The organism is Rhizobium sp. WSM1328 (assembly GCF_057653715.1).
The window spans coordinates 612,004-632,197 of sequence record NZ_JBYGKO010000002.1; the positions used below are offsets into that span (position 1 = coordinate 612,004).

General features: G+C 55.6%; 14 protein-coding genes and 3 pseudogenes. 12 read left to right on the forward strand and 5 right to left on the reverse strand.

Annotated features, from left to right (window positions below; all coding sequences use genetic code 11):
• Nucleotides 1-38 precede the first annotated feature (38 nt).
• Nucleotides 39-1,478, forward strand: a complete 1,440-nt coding sequence (gene nifE / locus AC2444_RS26470) for a nitrogenase iron-molybdenum cofactor biosynthesis protein NifE (RefSeq protein WP_128450284.1) — start codon at nucleotides 39-41, stop codon at nucleotides 1,476-1,478.
• Between the two features lie 10 nt (nucleotides 1,479-1,488).
• A complete protein-coding gene (nifN, locus tag AC2444_RS26475; RefSeq protein ID WP_012755344.1) occupies nucleotides 1,489-2,820 on the forward strand; it encodes a nitrogenase iron-molybdenum cofactor biosynthesis protein NifN in 1,332 nt (443 codons plus the stop codon).
• Nucleotides 2,821-3,208: 388 nt separating this feature from the next.
• Here nifN and AC2444_RS26480 read toward each other — a convergent pair whose 3' ends face one another.
• The 3 genes and pseudogenes from AC2444_RS26480 to AC2444_RS26490 form a co-directional block, all read right to left on the reverse strand.
• The gene (locus AC2444_RS26480) at nucleotides 3,209-3,493 is read right to left on the reverse strand and encodes a hypothetical protein (RefSeq protein WP_245461322.1); all 285 of its coding nucleotides are present in this window, start codon (nucleotides 3,491-3,493) and stop codon (nucleotides 3,209-3,211) included.
• 371 nt (nucleotides 3,494-3,864) lie between these two features.
• A pseudogene (locus tag AC2444_RS26485) lies at nucleotides 3,865-4,124 on the reverse strand (Lrp/AsnC ligand binding domain-containing protein); the annotation flags it as partial.
• A 185-nt stretch (nucleotides 4,125-4,309) separates the two neighbouring features.
• Nucleotides 4,310-5,569, reverse strand: a complete 1,260-nt coding sequence (locus tag AC2444_RS26490) for an ROK family transcriptional regulator (protein WP_012755347.1) — start codon at nucleotides 5,567-5,569, stop codon at nucleotides 4,310-4,312.
• 281 nt (nucleotides 5,570-5,850) lie between these two features.
• Between AC2444_RS26490 and AC2444_RS26495 the strand changes: the two genes are divergently transcribed.
• The 6 genes from AC2444_RS26495 to AC2444_RS26520 all read left to right on the forward strand — a co-directional run bounded on the left by AC2444_RS26495 (nucleotide 5,851) and on the right by AC2444_RS26520 (nucleotide 13,526).
• Nucleotides 5,851-7,305 (forward strand): ABC transporter substrate-binding protein, encoded by a 1,455-nt coding sequence (locus tag AC2444_RS26495; RefSeq protein WP_012755348.1) that lies wholly within the window; start codon nucleotides 5,851-5,853, stop codon nucleotides 7,303-7,305.
• A 70-nt stretch (nucleotides 7,306-7,375) separates the two neighbouring features.
• Nucleotides 7,376-8,305 carry a carbohydrate ABC transporter permease gene (locus AC2444_RS26500; RefSeq protein ID WP_012755349.1) on the forward strand — a complete coding sequence of 310 codons (930 nt, stop codon included), beginning with the start codon at nucleotides 7,376-7,378 and terminating at the stop codon, nucleotides 8,303-8,305.
• Between the two features lies 1 nt (nucleotide 8,306).
• Entirely contained in the window at nucleotides 8,307-9,140 is an 834-nt protein-coding gene (locus AC2444_RS26505; protein ID WP_017996970.1) for a carbohydrate ABC transporter permease, read from the forward strand.
• Between the two features lie 27 nt (nucleotides 9,141-9,167).
• Nucleotides 9,168-10,193: a Gfo/Idh/MocA family protein gene (locus tag AC2444_RS26510; RefSeq protein ID WP_017996969.1), complete on the forward strand. Its 1,026-nt coding sequence runs from the start codon at nucleotides 9,168-9,170 to the stop codon at nucleotides 10,191-10,193.
• A 79-nt stretch (nucleotides 10,194-10,272) separates the two neighbouring features.
• On the forward strand, nucleotides 10,273-11,439 hold the full coding sequence (locus AC2444_RS26515) for an ABC transporter ATP-binding protein (protein WP_012755352.1): 1,167 nt from the start codon (nucleotides 10,273-10,275) through the stop codon (nucleotides 11,437-11,439).
• A gap of 128 nt (nucleotides 11,440-11,567) precedes the next feature.
• Nucleotides 11,568-13,526: a methyl-accepting chemotaxis protein gene (locus AC2444_RS26520; RefSeq protein WP_245461321.1), complete on the forward strand. Its 1,959-nt coding sequence runs from the start codon at nucleotides 11,568-11,570 to the stop codon at nucleotides 13,524-13,526.
• 58 nt (nucleotides 13,527-13,584) lie between these two features.
• On the opposite strand, the gene AC2444_RS26525 is transcribed toward AC2444_RS26520, so the two are convergent.
• The gene (locus AC2444_RS26525; protein WP_017996968.1) at nucleotides 13,585-14,859 is read right to left on the reverse strand and encodes an ROK family protein; all 1,275 of its coding nucleotides are present in this window, start codon (nucleotides 14,857-14,859) and stop codon (nucleotides 13,585-13,587) included.
• 452 nt (nucleotides 14,860-15,311) lie between these two features.
• Between AC2444_RS26525 and AC2444_RS26530 the strand changes: the two genes are divergently transcribed.
• From AC2444_RS26530 to AC2444_RS26545, 4 genes and pseudogenes are all read left to right on the forward strand, one after another.
• A complete protein-coding gene (locus tag AC2444_RS26530) occupies nucleotides 15,312-16,598 on the forward strand; it encodes a DegT/DnrJ/EryC1/StrS family aminotransferase (RefSeq protein ID WP_017996967.1) in 1,287 nt (428 codons plus the stop codon).
• Between the two features lie 135 nt (nucleotides 16,599-16,733).
• Nucleotides 16,734-17,405, forward strand: coding sequence for an HAD family hydrolase (locus tag AC2444_RS26535; protein WP_012755356.1), 672 nt, complete (start codon nucleotides 16,734-16,736; stop codon nucleotides 17,403-17,405).
• Nucleotides 17,406-17,551: 146 nt separating this feature from the next.
• The gene (locus AC2444_RS26540; RefSeq protein WP_012755357.1) at nucleotides 17,552-18,040 is read left to right on the forward strand and encodes a GNAT family N-acetyltransferase; all 489 of its coding nucleotides are present in this window, start codon (nucleotides 17,552-17,554) and stop codon (nucleotides 18,038-18,040) included.
• Nucleotides 18,041-18,521: 481 nt separating this feature from the next.
• A pseudogene (locus tag AC2444_RS26545) lies at nucleotides 18,522-18,800 on the forward strand (glycerophosphodiester phosphodiesterase family protein); the annotation flags it as partial.
• Between the two features lie 167 nt (nucleotides 18,801-18,967).
• Here the strand turns inward: AC2444_RS26545 and AC2444_RS26550 are convergent.
• Nucleotides 18,968-20,156: pseudogene (locus AC2444_RS26550) on the reverse strand (IS3-like element ISRle4 family transposase).
• Nucleotides 20,157-20,194: the final 38 nt, after the last annotated feature.

The window sequence follows — 20,194 nt, forward strand, 5'->3', positions numbered from 1 at the left end:
CGGCCGGCCATCCCGCCACTGCATTGGAAGGTTGCGCGATGTCATCGATCGAGACACAAATGCGAGATGCCTCCGGCGAGGTATTCCGCACCACGGAAACCAAGGAGACATGTCACAACGCGTCACAGGGATCAGCAGCGGGCGGTGGCTGCGCCTTCGACGGAGCTAAGGTCGTGCTGCAGCCAATCACCGATGTCGCGCATCTCGTCCACGCGCCGCTCGCATGCGAAGGCAATTCCTGGGACAACCGAGGCGCCGCGTCTTCAGGTCCAGTTCTTTGGCGCACAAGTTTCACCACTGATCTTACCGAACTCGACATAGTGACGGGAGATAGTGAGCGAAAGCTTCTCAAGGCTATCCGGGAGATCAAGGAGGGGTATGCGCCGGCCGCAATCTTCGTCTACGGAACCTGTGTCACGGAGCTGATCGGTGACGACATCGATGCGGTCTGCAGGCACGCAGCGCAGAAGTTCTCAATACCAGTGGTGCCGGTGAAGTCGCCAGGCTTCGGCGGTTCGAAGAACCTCGGTAACCGGCTCGCAGGCGAGGCTCTGCTCGAGCACGTCATAGGCACGGTGGAGGCCGATGATCCAGGTTTATACGACATCAATATACTCGGCGAATTCAACCTCTCAGGGGAATTCTGGTTGGTGAAGCCGCTTTTGGACCGACTTGGGATCCGTGTCCGCGCCTGCATTCCCGGCGACGCGCGCTACGCGCAGGTGGCTGCTGCCCATCGCTCACGTGCAGCTATGATGGTGTGCTCCACTGCTCTCATTAATGTTGCTCGCAAGATGGAAGAACGCTGGAACATTCCATTTTTCGAAGGCTCCTTCTACGGCATTTCCAGCACTTCTGAATCCCTGCGGCGGATCGCCCAACTGCTCGTAAAGAAGGGCGCTGGTTTCGCTTTGCTCCATCATGTCGAGACTCTCTTAGCAGAAGAGGAGGAGGGGGCCTGGAGGAAGCTGGAAGTGTATCGGCGTCGGCTTGAGGGGAAGCGCGTTCATCTGAACACCGGCGGGGTGAAATCCTGGTCCATCGTACACGCACTGATCGAAATCGGCATGGAGATTGTCGGTACATCCGTCAGGAAATCGACTGCCAGGGATAAGGAGAGAATCAAGCAGATGCTGAAGGACGAGAACCACCTTCACCAATCGATGGCAGCGAGCGAGCTCTATGCAATGTTACGTGAACACAAGCCTGATATCATGCTGTCGGGCGGACGCACTCAGTTCGTCGCGCTTGAGGCGAAAATTCCTTGGCTCGACGTCAACCAGGAACGCCAGCATGCTTACGCTGGCTATGACGGCATGGTGGAACTAGCACGCCAGATTGATTTGGCAATCCGCAACCCGGTTTGGGCGCAGTTGCGCGAACCGGCGCCTTGGAAGCAGTTCATTACGACCCTAAGATCGGCGGAACCAAGCAATAATATGAGATCTGCCGACGAGGCGACAGGTGGTTTCCATTGAGGTGAAAATTATGGCTCGCATCCTGACCCAAACAAAAACGGCAGCGATCAACCCTCTAAAGTCGTCTCAACCATTGGGCGCTGCCTTGGCGTTCCTGGGCGTCGATGGTGCGCTGCCAATACTGCATGGCAGCCAGGGATGTAGCAGTTTCGCACTGGTGCTGCTCGTGAGGCATTTCAAGCATATGGTCCCGTTGCAGACTACTGCAATGGACCAGATCGCGACGGTGGTGGGCGGCGCCGAATTTCTCGAGAAAGCTCTCGTCAAACTAAAAGCTCGCACGTGGCCCCGGCTGATCGGGATCTGCACCACCGCTGTGGCGGAAACTCGCGACGAAGATATCGCACCTGATATCTTTAACGCCACAGGGGCGGGCCTGAGAGGACGCATTGATACGGAAGTGGTACTCGCACGCACTCCCGACTTCGCAGGGGCGGTCGAGGAGGGATGGTCGAAGGCTGTTACGGCTATTATCGAGGCAATCACGCGGCCAGGGACTCAGGACCGCGATGCGGGGAGGGTCGTGATTCTGCCCGGCTCGAATATGACAGTTGCCGATGTAGAGCATCTGCGGGAAATGGTTGAGAGCTTCGGCTTAATACCCCTCATTTTGCCTGACGTGTCCGGCGGGTCTGACGAAGCTGTCCGCGATCGATGGATTCAAATCTCACGCGGTGGCGCGAAGGTGGAGCATATCCGTGATCTCGGGGCGGCAACACAGTGCATCGCGGTCGGCGAACAGATGCGCCGACCGGCTGAAGCTTTGCAGGGTCTGACTGGATTGCCATACGTGATGTTCAGATCACTCACGGGCCTGATTAACGCCGACCGTTTCGCCTGGCTCCTTGCAGCGATTTCGCGGGACAGCGCGCCGGCAGCTGTCCGTCGTGGCCGCATGCAGTTGCAGGAGGCGATGCTCAGCGGGCATTTTCATTTTGCAGGAAAGAAGGTCGCCATTGCGTGCGAGCCGGACCAGCTCTTGCAGTTCGCCCAATTCTTTATCGGCATGGGGGCGGTCATTACAGCCGCGGTCACCACTACCGGGCACCCAAAGGTGCTGCAGACAGTATCAGCGGATACTGTCCAGGTGGGTGATCTTGGTGACCTGGAACAGCTCGCAGCGGATGCTGATCTGCTCGTCACGCACTCCCATGGCCGACAGGCCGCAGAACGCCTCAGCGTTCCACTGATGCGAGTCGGTTTCCCTGTTTTCGACCGCATTGGAGGCCAGCATAAATTGAAAATCCTTTATCGAGGAACGCGCGACATGATCTTCGAAGTTGCCAATATAATTCAGGCGAGCCAAGGTCTGCCGCCCGCTCGCGCACCAGCGGACCCGTAGGACAAGGTCAGCGGTACCTTCATCCGTCACGAACTCCTCCTCATCTCGAGTATCGCCGAGCCGTGATGATTTGATCGACTGCAGCGCGGAACTGAAGAAAAAGGAGGTCTTACATTGAGAGGCAAACGCACATCTGATGAGTTTGTGATCGTACTGCTCGGTCTAATCGCCAATGAAGAGACGTGACAAAACACCCCTTTCGAACTGACGCCGTACAAACACATTGTTCCAGAGCTCATTCTTGAAGGCGAAACCCATAAGCTTTCCAAAAATCGATCAAAAGAACTTCAGGTCGGAGGTTCTACAATCTTCGGTACCTCTTCTCCTCATTTTCCGGGCTGCCGGCTGCAGCCTATGCGAAATCATTGCTCCGATCCTTGACGACACCTCACCTACGGGTTTTAGCGCCTTTGTCGTCCTCCTCATACTTTGCGAAATGTTCATGACCCTGAATCGGATAAGATAGGTCGCAACCGTAAGCCCAATCCAAGAGCAATTGTTGAAAGATGGTCTTCCTCTTCGACACAAAGTCCTTTTGCCGGTGATCGACGGTCGCTGCTCGCAGGCGCGGGTCGGCAAGGTACTTGTCTGATTTCTTTTTGCGCTCCATGTCATCGTGCTCCTTGTGTAAACCTACCGGCAATGATGTCGCCTGCAAGGGATCAGCATTCATAGTAAAAGGATTGTCCTGTCGCGATATCGTTAGCCGTAGCAGGACATTTGATGAAAGCGGTAGATAAAGCAACGCACTTGTTGGATATATTTTTCGTTGTAACGTGCGCCATCCAATATTATAGTTTATAATGTAGGAAAACAGTGGGCTATAAGAATATAAATCTGCATATATTATCGTATATATTGCGTTCGTTGCTTTAGCTCCAATCCTCATCGCGAATTTATCCGCGACCGCTCTACGGCTGAAGCAAATCAGCTGCACGATATGAAGCGCTGACTCCGGTCTCCGAGTCGCGGAGGAAATGCTCGCGGCCGAAGGCATCCAGGTCAGCCACAAAACGCGCGGCAGACGGATGGCTGCCGACGACTCTAGAATGGCAGCCTGGCGTTTTCCTTGGCTTCCTTCATCACGAAAAAAGTGCGCGTCTGGCGCACGCCAGGCAGGGCGATCAGCTTCTGGCCATGCAGCTTGTTGAAATCGGCTATGTCGCGGACGCGGATTTTCAGTAGGTAATCGAAATCTCCGGGGACCAGACTGCAGTCCAGCACTTCCTTCAGCTCCATGACGCGCCCTCAAATGCGCCAAAGCTCTCAGGTGTGGAGCGATCCAATACGACGCCAACCATCACCTTCCGTTCTTTGCCTCTCTCTTTTCAGCCGCCGTCGCAGACGATGGCAGTCCCTACCTTAACGGTCCCAAGCCCAAATCCCGACCCTAGATAAATTCAACGGCGCGCCTGAGTGTCTTCGCGAGTCTACCGGGCAGACCCAGACGGGAACCTCCCTTCCTTGCAGGTCGGCTCCCTATAAAACCTCAAATGACTAGCTTTAGGTGGCTGGATAAAACCAGACCCGCGGCGCCACGTAGAGCCGTATGGCCTTCGCCGATACCATTCACTGTGATTGATATCTCCTGACCAGGTCTCTTTACCACTAGCTGCTTGACATGCCGTCTGATCAGCTCCGCAGCCTTCATTCCGCCTCCGGCGACGTCTCCGTGAAGGACGTAGGAGTTGAGGGACAGTGTTTGCTGCAGGTTGACGATGCCGAACGCCACGTTGCGTGTATAACGGTCGAGAAGTTCCTCTGCCGCATTCGAGCCTTCGTCTGTTTCCTTGACAAGTCTGGCACAGGTGACGCTTCGGGGATGTGGTAAGCCCATTCGGACGGCTTCTTTTCGTAGCCACGGAAGGGCAGCTACCGTCTCCCAGCAACCGTGCTTTCCACAATTGCAAAGGGCACCGTCGATCTGAACCACGCTGTGCCCGAGCTCACCGCCGGATCCGGCGAGTCCACGATAAACCTTGCCGTCGATGAAGAAGGCGCCGCCAAGCACCTCGCCGGTATAGACCGCGGCAAAATTTTGTTGGCCGCGGCCGGGCCCGAACCATCTGTCCCCAACAAGCAAGGCACGAGGGTGATGATCGATAACAACGGGAAGAGAGAAGCGTTCTTGTAGTATCGCTACAAGAGGTAGTCCCGTTAGAACGGGAGCAAGGTTGACGGTAAGAATTGTTCCTTTGTCACTGTCGATCATTCCAGCAGAAGCCACGCCAATGCCAAACGGTGCCCGCTGGGCCTGAGACAGTGTGGCAGTAAGCGTCTTCGTCATGACAGCGATGAATGCTTCTGTGTCGCCATGCGGATCAAACTCAGCTTTCGTAACGGCCTTGATCTCGCCGGTTAGAGCCACGAGGCATGATTGTATCGTGCCGGGCAGAAGGAGGACTGCGCCAAGCATCGGTGCATCGGGGTTAAAATAAAGGGGACGAGCCGGCTTGCCGCCTTTGACGTCGGAAGGCGACGCATCTCCCTCGATAAGAAGCTGGTCTTCGATCATCGGCTGCACAATACCGGTGATCGTGGTCCGGTTGACGCCCGCAAGTCGAGCGAGATCCGCCCGGCTTTTGGGTCCGTTATCATACAAAGCTTGAAGTACGCGACCGCGATTTATGGCGCCGAGTGCCGATTGGGAGACAAGCGTAACGTTGCCGCTGTTCTCGCCGGCGGCGACTTCTCTGGTGGCAGGGGTGCGCTGGCCCAACGAATAGGACGGCTGGCTCTCAAACTTCACTTCTCTTCTCCAATCTACCGGATCCTTTTAGCCCGTACATTATCGAACGGCCATACAGCAAAGGGCCCTATCCGGTGGCGCAAGCAGGATGTCGATGACAAGCGCGGTGCAGCGGAAATTTTGGTGACCACTTCTTGACACTAACATAAGTTTGTGCGAGGTACAAACTAACCGCCTACAAAAGGCGAATTAGGGGTAACAATCTCAGATCGACAAGCGGAAGCCCGGTGGCTCCGCTGAAGGGCCGAGGTTGGGATACGAAGCAACTGAGGAGGCTGTTTATGACAATCGATATCGGAAATATGTCGCGACGTGACCTGCTGAAAAGCGCTTCCGTCGCAGCTCTTGTGGCTGGCGCGGGATCACTGGCCATTCCACGGCGAGGAGCCGCGCAGGATGCGAACACGGTTCGCGTCCTGTCCGTTGAAGACCCATTCTTCTTCTCAATGAAGGAGTTGGTGCCGGAATACGAGAAAGAAACCGGTATCAAGGTCGAACTGGAGAGTCTCTCCTATGACGCCCTTCAATCGCGCCTCGTGTCTGCCTTTGTCGCCAAGACCTCAGACGCCGACGTCATCGTTGTCGATCAGATGTGGCTCGGGCAGTACCTCGACAATGGCTGGATCATCTCGCTGAACGATTTTATTGCCAAGGACAGCGAATTCGACCTCTCAGACTTCATCCCGGAGGTCCTTTACTCCTCGAACATGTGGCGCGGCCAGATCGGGACATTGCCGGTCGCCGCCTATGCCCAAGGGGTTATGTACCGCAAGGACGTGTTTGACAAACTCGCCATTGAAGCGCCGCCGACCAAGACCTCGGAAGACTGGACCTGGACCAAATATGTCGACACACTGAAGTTGATGGAAGGCAAGTCATTTGGCGGCAAACCGTTGTTTCCCACGGTTGTCTGCGGCTCCCAACCGTCGCCGATCGTCCACATGTTTACGCAGGTGTCGGCAAGCCACGGTGCCAACTGGTTCAAATCATTCCCTGCCGACCCGTGGGATTTCTCTCCGCAGTTGACAAGCCCCGCCTGGGTCAAATCTGTTGAAGTCTATAGGCAGCTCTACAAGCTGTCTCCGCCTGAAGCGATCAACTATGTCTGGTTCGACGCCGGCACCCGTTTTGCCAAAGGTGACATCGGGATGTTCTACTGGTGGACGCCGTACTTCTACCTGATCAAAAACTCGGGCTACATGACCGGCAAGAAGTCGGACGTGATGGACAAGTACGCGACGGCGGCCTTGCCAAAGGCTGAGGGCGTGCCTCAGACGGTCAGTCTCGGCGGATGGAGCCTTGGCATCCCATCCAGTTCCGAAAGGCAAGAAGCAGGCTACGCCTTCATCAAATGGGCGACCTCGAAAACCACGCAGAAGAAAATGGCTCTTTGGCCGGACCTTAACTACCAATTCTCCGACTTTGCGCGCGTTTCACTCTACGAAGACGAGGAAGTCAAAGCGCTCTACCCGTACCTCGATGTGCAGTATGCGATGATGAAGCAGGGTAACGGCAAGGTCACACGCCCGCCTGTACCTGGTTACACGGCCATTGAAAGCGTGCTGGGCCTCACATTGAACCAGCTTTTGACCGGTAGCGAAGAGCCGAAGACCGGCCTTGAACGTGCCAACAGCCTGTTCGAGAGCATCCTGAAGGGTAATCTCATGATCCCTTATCAAAAAGCCAGCTACGCAGACACTCTTGACGGGGCCAAAGCCCAGATCGCCAAGAGGTAATAGAGTTCTCCTCGGGCCGGCGCGACAGCGATCGCGCCGGCAGCTACTTGAAGAAGAACTGGATCTGCCAATGCACACGACAACTGTTCGCTCACCGCGAGCCTTCAGGCCCGCCTGGAAGAGCTTTATCCGACGAAACCTGCCATACTTGCTGATCGCGCCTTCGGTCGTGATGCTGCTCGCTCTGATCGCCTACCCCTTACTGTTTGCCCTACGATCGAGCTTCTACTTCTGGAACCTGCAAATCGGTCCGGAGCCGCTTCAGTTCGTTGGCTTCGAGAATTATGTGCAGGCCTTTAACGCCTTTGACTTTCGCGCCGCACTGACCAACACCTTGATCCTGTCGATCCTTGGCACGACACTTGAGTTCACGTTTGGCCTTGCGATCGCCCTCATCCTGCTCAAGGCACTGCCTGGCATGAACGTCGTGCGTGCCCTGCTGATCCTCCCCACCACGATTGCCCCTATCGTCGTCGGATTTTTGTTCCGCTATCTCTATGATCCAGGCGGTGGACTGTTGAGCTGGGTGTTGCAGTCGCTTTGGCTACCTGTGCCGGCAGAGGGAATTCTTGGCTCGCCTTCAACCGCACTTACGGCAATCCTCTTCGTCGACATTTGGCAATGGACGCCGTTCTTTGCAATCGTCCTCTACGCAAGCCTCTTAGCCGTTCCTGACGAAATCTTGGAGGCCGCGCGACTGGATCGGGCATCCGCGTGGACGATCCTGATGCGTATCAAGCTGCCGCTGATCAAGCGCACCGCGATTATCATCGTCATGCTTCGCTTCATGCAGATCTTCAACACCTTCGACACGGTGCTTGTGCTCACCCGCGGAGGACCGGGCACCTCGACGCGCACCCTTGGATACTCGCTCTATGAGCAGGGCCTCGTCAACTTCAACATTGGCCTTGTCAGCGCAATGACCTGGATCACCGTGCTGATCGTCAATGTCATCGTTGCCCTCTACGTCTTCTTCGCGTTCAGAAACGAGGAGTGGTAAAATGTCCCGTCGTCGCACAAGCTTCAACACGGCACTCACCTACGCCGCCGGCCTCCTCTTCCTGGCAATCTTCGTTGGGCCGATCCTATGGTTTATCGCTCTTGCCGTACGCCCGGCCGAGACGGCCTTCACCATGCCGCCGCAAATTACCTTCGAGCCCAATCTCGACGCATTCCGGCACATCCTCATCGATCCTGGCACTAACTCACCGCAACTGGTCAACAGCCTGATCGTCGCAATCGGTGCCGTGTTGCTCAATCTGCCCTTTTCCGTTCCTGCTGCCTACGCGTTGTCCCGCTTCAAGCTGCGCGGCAAGAAAAACATCATGTTGTGGTACCTCGGCTTGCTGATGGCCCCGCCAGTCGCGTTCCTGATCCCTTATTTCATCCTCATCACGCGCATCGGTCTCCAGGGTTCCTACTTCTCGATGGTCCTCGTCCTGCAGACGCTGACGATCCCGTTTTCCGTCTGGTTGATGAAGAGTTTCATCGACGAGGTGCCGGTGGAACTGGAGGAGGCTGCCCGGGTCGACGGCGCGCGATGGTACACGATTATGTTGCGGATCACGCTACCGATCGTTCGTCCCGGCATCATCGTAACCTCGATGTTTGCCTTCGTGTTCGCATGGAATAACGCGGCTTTTCCGCTGGTGCTGAGTTCGCGCTCCACCGCCACCCTCCCGATCGGAACACTTGGATATTTCGCTACCAGCGGCGTGACGTGGAACTACATCGCTGCCGCCGCAGTGCTCGCGATGATACCGCCGATGATCATCTTCCTTGTTTTCGATCGATACGTCGTTCGAGGCCTCACCTTCGGTTCGGTGAAGGGCTGAGCTTTCCCTTATGAATGGAGTAATGCAATGAACAAACTGCGAATGGGCGTCATCGGCGCCGGTCTTTGGGGCGGCAATCATGCCCATACCTTTAATGTCTTGCCGGAGACCGAACTGGTCGGCGTCTGTGACCTCGATGAGGGCAGGGCGCTGAAGATGAAGGAAGCCTACCGCGCAACGCAGGCCTTTACCGACTATCAGAAGCTGATCTCAAGCGACCAGATCGATGCCATCTCGGTTGCGACACCTGACTTTACCCACACGCCGATCATTCTGGCCGCTCTGAAAGCCGACAAACACGTATTGAGCGAAAAACCGCTTGCGACGACAGTGCGCGAAGCCGAGGAAATTGCTGCGGCCGCCGCAAAGTCCAAGGGCAAGCTGATGATTGATTTCCATAATCGTGTGAATCCAATCCTCGCCCAGGTTCGTGACATGATTCAAGGCGGTCAGATCGGCTTGGCAAAGCACGGCACTGCGCGTCTCTCGAACACGACATTCGTTCCGTTCGAAATGCTGAGCTGGGCCGCGAAGTCTTCTGCACTCTGGTTCCTGGGCAGTCATCTGGTGGATGTCCTGCGCTTCATCCTGGCGGACGAGGTCGTACGGGTTTATTCCGTCGCCCGCTCGGGGACCCTGTCGGCCGGCGGCGTGGATACGAAGGATTTCCATGTCTCGGTGCTTGAATTTTCCAAGGGCACGGTCGTGACCACGGAGAACAGCTGGATCCTGTCGCGTGACAATCCTTCGCTCGTCGATTTCAAGATCGAGTTTGTCGGTGAAAAGGGCCAGGTCCAGGCGGACCCCACCCACAATGGCGGCCTGCGAAAGATCGTCGACGGCGGACTAAAATACAATGACTATATCGGCATAACACCAACCGGCGCGACGCGCATCGGCGGCTTTGTCCTGGAATCCATCGCTCGCTTTGTCGATAGCGTCGTGCGCGACGCTCCGCTACTGGCAGATGCACAGGACGGCCTGGCGAACACCAAGACCCTGGCAGCCATCGAGGAATCCGTCACGACCGGCAAGGCTGTGAACATCGGCTAGAGCCGGAACCAAAAGCGCGGGGCATGTCCGGACGAACAGTGCGGCTTGCCTCGCTTGAAAATACGGGGAGTAAATAAAAATGGCATCCATGACCTTCGACGGGATCGGCAAGACCTTTCCGGACGGAACCGTTGCCGTTGCGAATGTAAGTTTTTCGGTCGCCAACGGAGAATTCGTCGTGTTGGTCGGCCCGTCCGGTTGTGGCAAGTCGACATTATTGCGGATCGCAGCGGGTCTTGAAACGCTCAACAGCGGCCGGTTGCTCATGGATGACGCTAATGTCACCGAGACTGAGCCCCAGGACCGGGATATCGCGATGGTTTTTCAGAACTACGCGCTTTACCCCCATATGACTGTCTACGACAATATGGCCTTCGGTCTGCAGCAGCGCAAAATGCCCAAGGACAAGATCGATAAGCTGGTGCGTGACGCGGCGGAAATGCTCGACCTTACCCGCTATCTCGAACGCAAACCAGGGGCGTTGTCGGGTGGCCAGCGCCAACGTGTGGCAATGGGTCGGGCGATCGTTCGCCATCCCATGGCCTTCCTGATGGACGAGCCGCTTTCAAACCTTGATGCCAAGCTCCGCGTACAGATGCGCGGCGAACTGAAGTTGCTCAACCAGCGGCTCGGTGTAACGACGCTCTACGTAACCCACGACCAGGTCGAAGCCATGACCATGGGCGATCGTGTCGCTGTGCTGAAGCCAGTATTCAATGGCGAGGAGAGCAATCTTCAGCAGATCGACACCCCGCAAATGCTCTACGACAAGCCCGCCAACCTCTTTGTCGCGGGCTTCATCGGATCGCCGGCGATGAATTTTGTGCGCGTCGAGTTGACTGCGGAAGCCGGGTCACTCAAAGCTGCGGTAACTGGAACGCAGATATCCTTCTCCGTCGCCGCCAAGCCGGCACTTTCGGAATATATAGGCCGGCAGGTCATCGTTGGAATTCGCCCGGAGATGTTTCTGGTTTGCCCCGCGTCTGAAGCCCTCTTCAACGAGCAGGTCCCGGTTGCCGAAGCGCTGGGAGCCGACACCTTCGTCTTTTTCGACATCGCGTCACCGCCGGTCAACGTAAACGATGCCGAAGATACCGAAGACTTTCCAAACAAAGGTAAGAACCGACTTGTCGCGCGGATCCCACCGGCGCTCACACCGCGTCCCAACCAACATTTGCCGCTCACTGTCGATCTGGAGAAATTGCACTGGTTCGATCCGGTAACCGGAACTGCGATCCGAGACTGACAGGACATCCGCAAATTATCGCCACACTAGGAATTCAAGTCTTTTCTCCTGCCCTCCCAGGCAACTTAGCTGTCGTCGAATACGAGGTCGGCGGCAGCCATTTTTTTCTTCGGATTCCGAATTTTGAAATGCAGAACCTGAACATTCATGCACCGCGACAGAGCTTAGAGGAGTGGCTTGTGAAACATGTTTCCATTGTCGGGAAGTTCTTTGTCATCATGGCCATTTTTGGTGTCACGGCGCTGGGACTGACATTCTATCAGAGCCGCCAGATGCTTGCGGTAAACGACGGTTACCAAGGGCTTCTCGACCGGGATGCATCTGCAGCGCTTCGATTGACACAGTCAAACAGAAGTCTCGAAACGGCGCGTGCCAGCATCAGCGACATGGTGATGACGCGGTCGAAAGAAGCGAGGGCGCGGGCAGAAGCAGGTCTGAATGACGCGCGAGAGAACTTCGTCAGGTTCATGGATCTGGCCATCCAGGCAGTTCCCGAGCAGGGTGAACTGCCGAAGTTGAAGGCGGATGGATTCTCTGTCCTGACCGACACGTGTGGTGCAGCGATCGCTGTGGCCCGCGGCGCGACCAGTGAAGCCGAGCTTGCCATGGTACAGCAACTCTATCTGACTTTATGTCAACCCGCCTTCGCTGCCATTTCACCGAGGTTTACGTCCGTGACGGAAGAACTCGCTTCAGACGCGGAGCAAAAGCGTGCTGATGTTTTACGCGTTGTCGGTGACACGTCAGTAGTGAGTTTGGGAGCAGCGATTGCCGCACTGCTCGCCGTCTCATGCTTTGGTTTCATCACAATTCGCTCCTGGTTGGTCAAACCTATCAAGCAGATGGTTTCGACGATGAAGGTCATTGCCGAGGGCGATCTGACGTTGTCCGTTGAGGGAACGATCCGCCGTGACGAGATCGGATCCATGGCCCGCGCAGTGCAAATCTTTAAGGACAACGAGTTACGGACACGCGATCTCGAAAAGGATGTAGAGGCCAGTCGTGGGGCAAGCGAGATCGAACGTACCCGCCTCGCCGACACCGAGCGCCAGCGGGCACGTGATATGGCGGAGGCCACGGCCGGGCTGGCTGAGGGCCTGAAGCAGCTTGCGGGCGGCAACCTCGTGTTCAGTCTCGACGTCAGTTTCGCTGAGGATTTCGAACCATTGCGCGCAAATTTCAACGCCGCTGTTGTTCAACTCGCTGAAAGCCTGAGAGCCGTGTCGCACACTACCAGATCGATAAATGATGGCGCGCAGGAGATCGCTTTGAGCGCGCAGGACCTGTCCCGGCGGACTGAGCATCAGGCCGCTTCTCTGGAGGAAACTGCCGCCTCCCTCGATCAGATCACCCAGAATATCGCCAGCTCTAGCACGCGCACGGCGGAAGCCCGACACGTTGCGGTCGAGGCGAACAAATCCGCCCGTCATTCCGGGAAAGTTGTTTCCAGCGCTGTCGCAGCAATGCAGCGGATCGAACATTCTTCCTCGCAGATATCGGCTATTGTCGGCGTGATCGACGAAATCGCGTTTCAGACCAATCTCCTGGCCCTCAATGCAGGCGTTGAAGCGGCACGGTCCGGCGAGGCCGGAAAGGGCTTTGCAGTCGTTGCACAGGAGGTGCGGGAGCTTGCTCAACGCTCAGCGCACGCAGCAAAGGAGATAAAGGACCTGATCCTCAATTCCGTTGACGAGGTCAGCAGTGGCGTCACGCTGGTTTGCGATACCGGTGAGACGCTCAAGATAATCGAGGAACAAATCGTGTTGATCAACACCCAGCTTGATGCAGTCACGGTTGCTTCCAATGAGCAGTCGGCAACTCTTTCCGAGATCAATCGGACCATCAATCAACTGGATCAAGTTACGCAGCAAAATGCTGCCATGGCCGAGGAGTCCACGGCTGCAAGCACTGCACTTGCCGCAGAGGCAAAGCGGCTGCGGTCGATCGTCGCTGGGTTTCAGATTGACATCGGCAATGGGATCTCTGAGCAGCTAAGCGATCAGACAAACGCCGGTACAGCGTCAATGTCTTCACCACCGCGACTTAGGCTGGGAAAGGGTGCGCACCCAGTCGGAACATTGAGATAGCTCGGCAGCGCCATTTGGCGCCGTAAAATACATACCCGAGGATCGCATGCGGAGGCAGTTAGATGACGAAATTCAGCAATTCAGAAAGAAGCAGACTGGCGGCACCGCGTAGAGCAGCCAGGCATTCGCCATCTCCGAAAACAAGGGCGATGTCATCACCTGGGCGATGGAATACCAGATCGTGGAAGCTTTCCTGAATCAGACGAAGAATGGGGCCTCCCCCCCGTACAATGTCCCCGTGAATAACAATGAAATTCGGCGCCATAAACTGCTGGAGGTTCGCCAGGCCAACCGCGATATTGAACGCGTAGTCGCGAATGAGATCTCTCGCGCCCGGCACGTCCTTGTCGGCCAGCGTCGACAATCGGCTCACATCCAGGGAGAGAGGTCGTGGCAACCGCCTGACCTTAGCTTCGGTCCTTAGCCACTTCGAGCTGGCGATCGTTTCCCAGCATCCGCGTCTGCCGCACTGACACATCCGACCTTTGATGTCTACGGTCGTATGACCGATTTCACCACCTGCACCTGCGGGTCCGCGATAGAGATGTCCATCAAGGTAAAGCGCTCCGCCCAAAGTCTCTCCGATATAGACCGAGGCGAAGTTTCTCCGACCGCGGCCCTGTCCAAACCAGCGATCCCCAACGAGTAACGCCCTCGTATCCTGATCGACGCAGACTGTGACTCCGAAACGCTTGTTCAATTCGGTTTCGAGCGGAAATCCATCGAGGAAAGGCGCAAGGCCGACGGTCACGATCGTGCCAGTCTCCGTATTGATCATTCCTGCGACGGCTACACCGATCCCCAAGATCGGCTTTCCAAATGCGACGGCTTTTTCGATACAGGTGCTTATAATACGGAATGCGTCGGCCGCATTTGTTACGTTCTTCGGGAAGTAGACGACATTTTGCGCATAGACCTCGCCCTCCAAAGAGACCAAACACGCACTCACTCGGTCGTGCAGCAGGAGCACCGCGCAAATTGGCCTTGCGTCCTTGGAAAACCACAATTTGGTAGCCGGCTTGCCGCCTGTTTCATTGGGAGGGATCACCTCTCCTTCCGCGAGCACCCCCTGATCGAGTAAAGGCTGCACTATCCCACCGATAGTTCCTCGAGTCACACCGGTAACGCGGGCCAGATCCGCCCTGCTAGATGCTCCTATGTCGTACAAGGCTTGTAGCAATCGTCCTCGATTTGCGGCCCCTAAAGTTCCCGTCGAGATTAGTTTTTGAGCCAGCATAATGCCCTTACCGCTTTCGCTTTTTTGGCTATCGTCAGGGCTGCTCTCATTCTCTCCAAGCCGGAAAGCTTGAAGTCTTCTTATCAACGAGTCCATTTCATCCGATCCTGTTTTACGAATCCAACTGAGCCTAAGCGGTGAGCACTATCAGCCGGATAACTGGAGCTCCCCGTTCGGACCGGATCGTGTTTTTAGGGCCATCTGGGGCTCCTTCAACGCGTCTTATGACCGCACGTGCCGCCTGGAAAACCCTGAAAGATCCCCTCACAAGGCTTTCCTCAATGACCTCAGATGTCCGAGCAATCGTTAAAAAACAATTGAAATATTGAAGTGACGAGCCGAAGCGGAGCGGGGCTCCAATGGCTGCGCCAATTATTCCACGCAGCCATATTCGAGATGCAGTCTGTACTTGTTTATATTGATGCCCCCACATATATCTTCATATATACTTGATTTTATACTCACTTTTAACTTTTGCATCTCCGAAAACGGTGATAGCGATTGCGAGGGCTGATCAGCATTTCAATGAACGATGATTGGACAATGCAATGAGCGGATTTGGTGCACCAGAGCGCAAAACGCGCAACGCGCAAGGTGCTTGCGCAGTCGAGAAGCTCGCCATTTTCGGTGGGAAGCCCGTGATCCCTCTGGGACGCGTCATACCTTGGCCCGCGGCAGAGAAAAAGCACTTGGATGCGCTTCGCGGAGTTGTGGATAGTGGGAAATATCACCGCGTCAATCATCCAATTGTCAGCGATCTGGAGCAAAATCTTGCAAGGTGGATTGGAAAGTGGCAAGTGCGGGCTGTCGGCAGCGGAACGGCGGCCATTCACATTGAACTCGACTACTTCAAGGAGCGCGGGGAGCAAGTTGTTACCGCGGCACTGAATTGGCCGGGAGCGGTAGGACCAATTACAATCAATGGCCTTGAACCCGTCTTCGTCGATGTCGACATGAGCGTAGCCGGGATTGATCAGCAGGCGGCCGCTGAGAGGTTCAACCCCAACGTCGCTGCGGTTCTGATCACCCACCTTTTCGGGAACAATGTTCTCGTCCCCGATGGAAGGCATGCTGCGCGTGCTCAAGGAATTGCAGTGATCGACGACATCTGCCAGTCGATCGCAGCCGCGAAAGCAATCGTCGGCGGCTCTCATCTTGATGCAGACGCACTCGCTCTTTCCGGAAACGGCGCTAAACACCTTGGGGCCGGCGAGTTGGGATTTGTGATAACGGAGGACGACGACCTAATTGCACATGTTGATCGCGTATCGCTGTCAAGCTCGTCTCGCAGCGGAGCGCGAATATTTTCACCTCTTTCCCAAGGGTACAATTACCGGCCCAACGTATTCTCTTCATCTATTGCGAAGCTGCGGGTCACAGAGATGGATGCGCAACTCGAAATTCGAAGAGACAATAGCAATCTGTTATGGGAGATGATCAGCGACCTTGCGGGTATACTTCCGCTTTTCGACCCGTCAGACCGCGACCATTCGATGCTCAACTTTCCTTTGCGGATTGAACCTGAGGTGCTTGGCTTTCCGCCAGGTCCGGCTGCAAGGGATTTCGTCGTCAAATCGCTGCAGGCCGAAGGTGTGCCTATCTGCGTTTGGCTCACGAAGCCCGTTTTTGAATATCTCCCGGAAATTCGCAACAAGTGGAACGCCGCCGATTTTCCACACACCGTGAAAATATTGGATACGATGTTCTACGTCTCCGAGATCGCACCGCCAAATGGTGGCGAGTTGATGCATCTTTACGCAGATGCTTTTCACAAGGTTTGGAGTGCTCTTCATAAGCAGGGGCCGGAGATCGCAGCTGGAGCAATTCCCAGCTGAGCACCACGCGTCGCGACAATTCCCCGGGCCGCAATAGTCTACCCCACAGGTTTTAAGCACACTCTGCTCAATGGGCAAACATCTAAGCAGCACTGGGACAAAACTCAAAGCCATTTCTACGACGAGGCCCCTTGTATGTCTTTCTCAAAAAAACCGGAATTATTGATCTTCGACTGCGACGGGGTCCTCGTCGATAGCGAGCTTATCGCAACCGCGGTGCACATCGAAGCGTTGGCGAAGTGTGGCTATATCATATCCGCTGAAGAGTATAATGATCGTTTCGTGGGAATGACTGACCAGCAGAGTTATTCAGTCATAGAATCCGAGCGGGGCCTCCGCCTACCAGAGGATCACCATGAAAGCGTTATGGCCGAAATCGCAAATCGTTACGCGCGTGATCTGCGCGCGACCAGCGGCGTTCGGCAAGCGTTGCAAGCTATCAATTTGAAGAAGTGCGTCGCGTCGAACAGTGACACTACAAAGCTCTGCTTGGCACTCATAGTCACAGACCTACACAAGTTTTTTTGGCCCCATGTCTTCAGCGCTTCGCAAGTTGCTCGTGGGAAGCCGGCTCCGGATCTCTTTTTGTTTGCTGCACAGAATATGAAGAAACCAGCTGGCAGTTGTCTTGTTATTGAAGATAGCGTTGCGGGAACCCAGGCGGCGGTGGCTGCGGGGATGACGGTGATTGGCTTTGTTGGTGGCTCCCATTGCCTACCTGGGCATGGAGAAAAACTGGCAGAAGCAGGTGCGATAAAGCTGTTTAATGACATGGCGGCACTGCCACAAATCTTGGCTCGTTTGTGATCACCAATTGCGCGCAAGCGATCCGTTTGAGCCCCGGTATCACTGTCCAGATTCATGGTGCGTGCGATAGCACTAGGGTAGTGCACGGGCTCGTCATTTGACTATCCGCGCTTGTTTGCTCGGACCGCTAAAGACATGGAGACACTATGACAGCTGAAACTCCGGTGACGATAGATTACCTAGAAGGATTTCCGAATTTCCTTTCCGTTTGCACAAGCTGGGCCTTCGGACAATGGGGTTGTCAATCGTATGGCTCATATGAACAAACGCGACGTGAGTTTGAAGCCGCAACGAGCGGTTCAATGCCGCTAACACTTATTGCCATTGAAAACGCGGTGCCCGTAGGAATGATCACGTTAGCTGATCGTGACTTCGACGGAAAATCCAATCTATCTCCATGGCTTAAGTCGCTGTATGTCCATCCATTCCACCGCAATAAAGGAATAGCCGCGTTGTTGATTAAGCGGCTGGAGCAGGAGGCATCGCGTCTCGGTTGCAAAAGCCTCTACTTGGTAACAGAGGACGCGCGCGTTCTTTACGAAAAGAGTGGCTGGCAGGCAATTAACTACGTCCAAACACCGTTCGGCGCAGCAGATTTGATGACGAAGGTTCTGCCGGAGAGTCCACTTGACTGAAAAACCCCTACGCCACAGCGTTGATAACGCGATATTGCGACCCCTTTGGTGTGATCCAATTTTATGGACCATCTTGATGTTGCTGTTGCAGCCATAAACGCCAGCGGCGACCGAGGCGCTGGCTCACTGTCCCTTGTCGCTGCCATGGCATTCACCCTGCTTCCGTTCCCACCAGCTTAGCCATTGCTGAGATGCTTGTGCTGCAAAAAAGCCGCAGGTGTAAGAGGTACGACGTAGCGAGCTGACGAACATTATCATCGAAAGGTTCTGAGTCTTTATGCAATCCAGCAACAACGTAGCAGCGTCAGCGACTCTTCATTCTAGCTCCTGGCGTTTTGGCCACCTCTGCGGCCGGTCGTGTCTGCGAGCATCGCTCATATTGACTTCTTTTTTTGCCTTCGGCGTTTCATCTAGTGCCGAAGCAGCGGCTCTGCTGCCGGTAAAGCCTTCACCATATCTTGTAAGTGCGATTACGAGAAACATGTTTAAGGTGCCGGAACCCGACGATGACCTGGTCATCTTATCTGCACACCGCGGATCCTGGGAGATCTATCCAGAGAATTCTGCCTACGCCTTGCAAGACGCCTGGAATTCGCAAATCGAGAGCGTGGAAGTCGACGCCCGCTTCACTGCGGACAAAGAAGTCGTTCTATCTCACGACTACAGGATTGACCGCGTGTCAACTGGAAGCGGTTTTTTATATAACCAAAACTTTTCTCAATTGAGCCGGACGGATCTAAGGGACCGGCATGGTCGCGTTTTTACGGATTCGCAGGGGCACAAGGCTAAGTTCCTGACGTTCTCTGCCGCGCTCGATCTACTCGCCCAATTTGTTTCCGACGATGGTCGTGGTTACGTGATGATCGTGGATGTCAAGGCGGCGGTCGATGATCAGGACCCGACCGATCCTGACCTTGCCCCCAAGTTTTATCCAGTCTTGAGTTCGCTCCAGCGGTTTTTGGTTGCTGTTGTTGGTTCGGTAGCGGCGGGTTGCGGTGCGGAGCCATTTCGGCTGCGCAGCACCGCATCACGTCGCGGGTTGAGTGTCTGAGCGAATTCGGCCGGTGTCAGCCAACCAAGGCCTGAATGCGGGCGTTGATTGTTGTAATCGCTACGCCAGTTTGAAAGCGCGGACCGGGCGTGAGCAAGCGACGAGAACAGAGTTTCATTCAAGAACTCGTGTCGCAGCCGCCCGTTGAAGCTTTCGATAAAAGCGTTCTGGATAGGCTTGCCAGGCGCAATGTAATGCCAGTCAACTTTGGTCCGGTCCGCCCATTGCAGGATCGCGTTGCTGGTGACTCGCTGCCGTTGTCGCTGACGATCATCCTCGGCTTGCCGCGCTCCTCGATAATCCGGTCAAGCTCCCGTGCGACGCGAAGACCGGAAAGCGATGTATCGGCGACGAGCGCCAGGCACTCCCTCGTGCAATCATCGACGACGGTCAGAATCCGCAACCTGCGCCCATCGGTGAACTGATCCGACACGAAGTCTAGCGACCAACGATCATTGGCCACCATCGGCACCAGCATCGGCGCTCGCGTGCCTATCGCTCGCTTGCGACCGCCGCGCTTGCGCACCGTCAGTTTCTCCTCCCGATAGAGCCGGAAGAGCCTCTTGTGGTTCACGAGGTGACCCTCCCGCCGGAGCAGCACATGAATGCGTCGATATCCGAAGCGGCGACGTTCATGCGCCAACGCCTTCATTCGCTCGCGAAGCTCATGATCATCGTCGCGCCTGGTCTCGTAACGGACCGTCATTCGGCAAAAACCAATGGCTTTACACGCCCGCCGTTCGCTCATCTCATGATGGCTCATCAGATGCGCGACAGCTTTCCGCTTGGCCGCGGGCGTCACCACTTCTTTCCCAAAAGGTCTTTCAAGGCAGCATTGTCGAGCATCGCATCCGCCAGAAGCCGCTTCAGCTTCGTGTTCTCGTCCTCAAGCGTCTTCAGCCGCTTGGCCTCGGACACCTCCATGCCGCCGAACTTGGCCTTCCATTTATAGATGCTGGCATCGCTGACGCCATGCTTGCGGCAAAGCTCCGAGACCGGCGTGCCTGCCTCGTGCTCCTTCAATATGCCGATGATCTGTTCGTCTGTGAAACGATTGCGCTTCATCCTCTGGTCCTCTCAAATGGGCCAGAGCTTACTTCAAA

Coding starts and splice junctions, on each gene's coding strand:
- nifE (WP_128450284.1), top strand. CDS start 39: ATGTCATCGATCGAGACACAAATGCGAGATGCCTCCGGCGAGGTATTC.
- nifN (WP_012755344.1), top strand. CDS start 1,489: ATGGCTCGCATCCTGACCCAAACAAAAACGGCAGCGATCAACCCTCTA.
- AC2444_RS26480 (WP_245461322.1), bottom strand. CDS start 3,493: ATGAATGCTGATCCCTTGCAGGCGACATCATTGCCGGTAGGTTTACAC.
- AC2444_RS26495 (WP_012755348.1), top strand. CDS start 5,851: ATGACAATCGATATCGGAAATATGTCGCGACGTGACCTGCTGAAAAGC.
- AC2444_RS26500 (WP_012755349.1), top strand. CDS start 7,376: ATGCACACGACAACTGTTCGCTCACCGCGAGCCTTCAGGCCCGCCTGG.
- AC2444_RS26505 (WP_017996970.1), top strand. CDS start 8,307: ATGTCCCGTCGTCGCACAAGCTTCAACACGGCACTCACCTACGCCGCC.
- AC2444_RS26510 (WP_017996969.1), top strand. CDS start 9,168: ATGAACAAACTGCGAATGGGCGTCATCGGCGCCGGTCTTTGGGGCGGC.
- AC2444_RS26515 (WP_012755352.1), top strand. CDS start 10,273: ATGGCATCCATGACCTTCGACGGGATCGGCAAGACCTTTCCGGACGGA.
- AC2444_RS26520 (WP_245461321.1), top strand. CDS start 11,568: ATGCAGAACCTGAACATTCATGCACCGCGACAGAGCTTAGAGGAGTGG.
- AC2444_RS26525 (WP_017996968.1), bottom strand. CDS start 14,859: ATGGACTCGTTGATAAGAAGACTTCAAGCTTTCCGGCTTGGAGAGAAT.
- AC2444_RS26530 (WP_017996967.1), top strand. CDS start 15,312: ATGAGCGGATTTGGTGCACCAGAGCGCAAAACGCGCAACGCGCAAGGT.
- AC2444_RS26535 (WP_012755356.1), top strand. CDS start 16,734: ATGTCTTTCTCAAAAAAACCGGAATTATTGATCTTCGACTGCGACGGG.
- AC2444_RS26540 (WP_012755357.1), top strand. CDS start 17,552: ATGACAGCTGAAACTCCGGTGACGATAGATTACCTAGAAGGATTTCCG.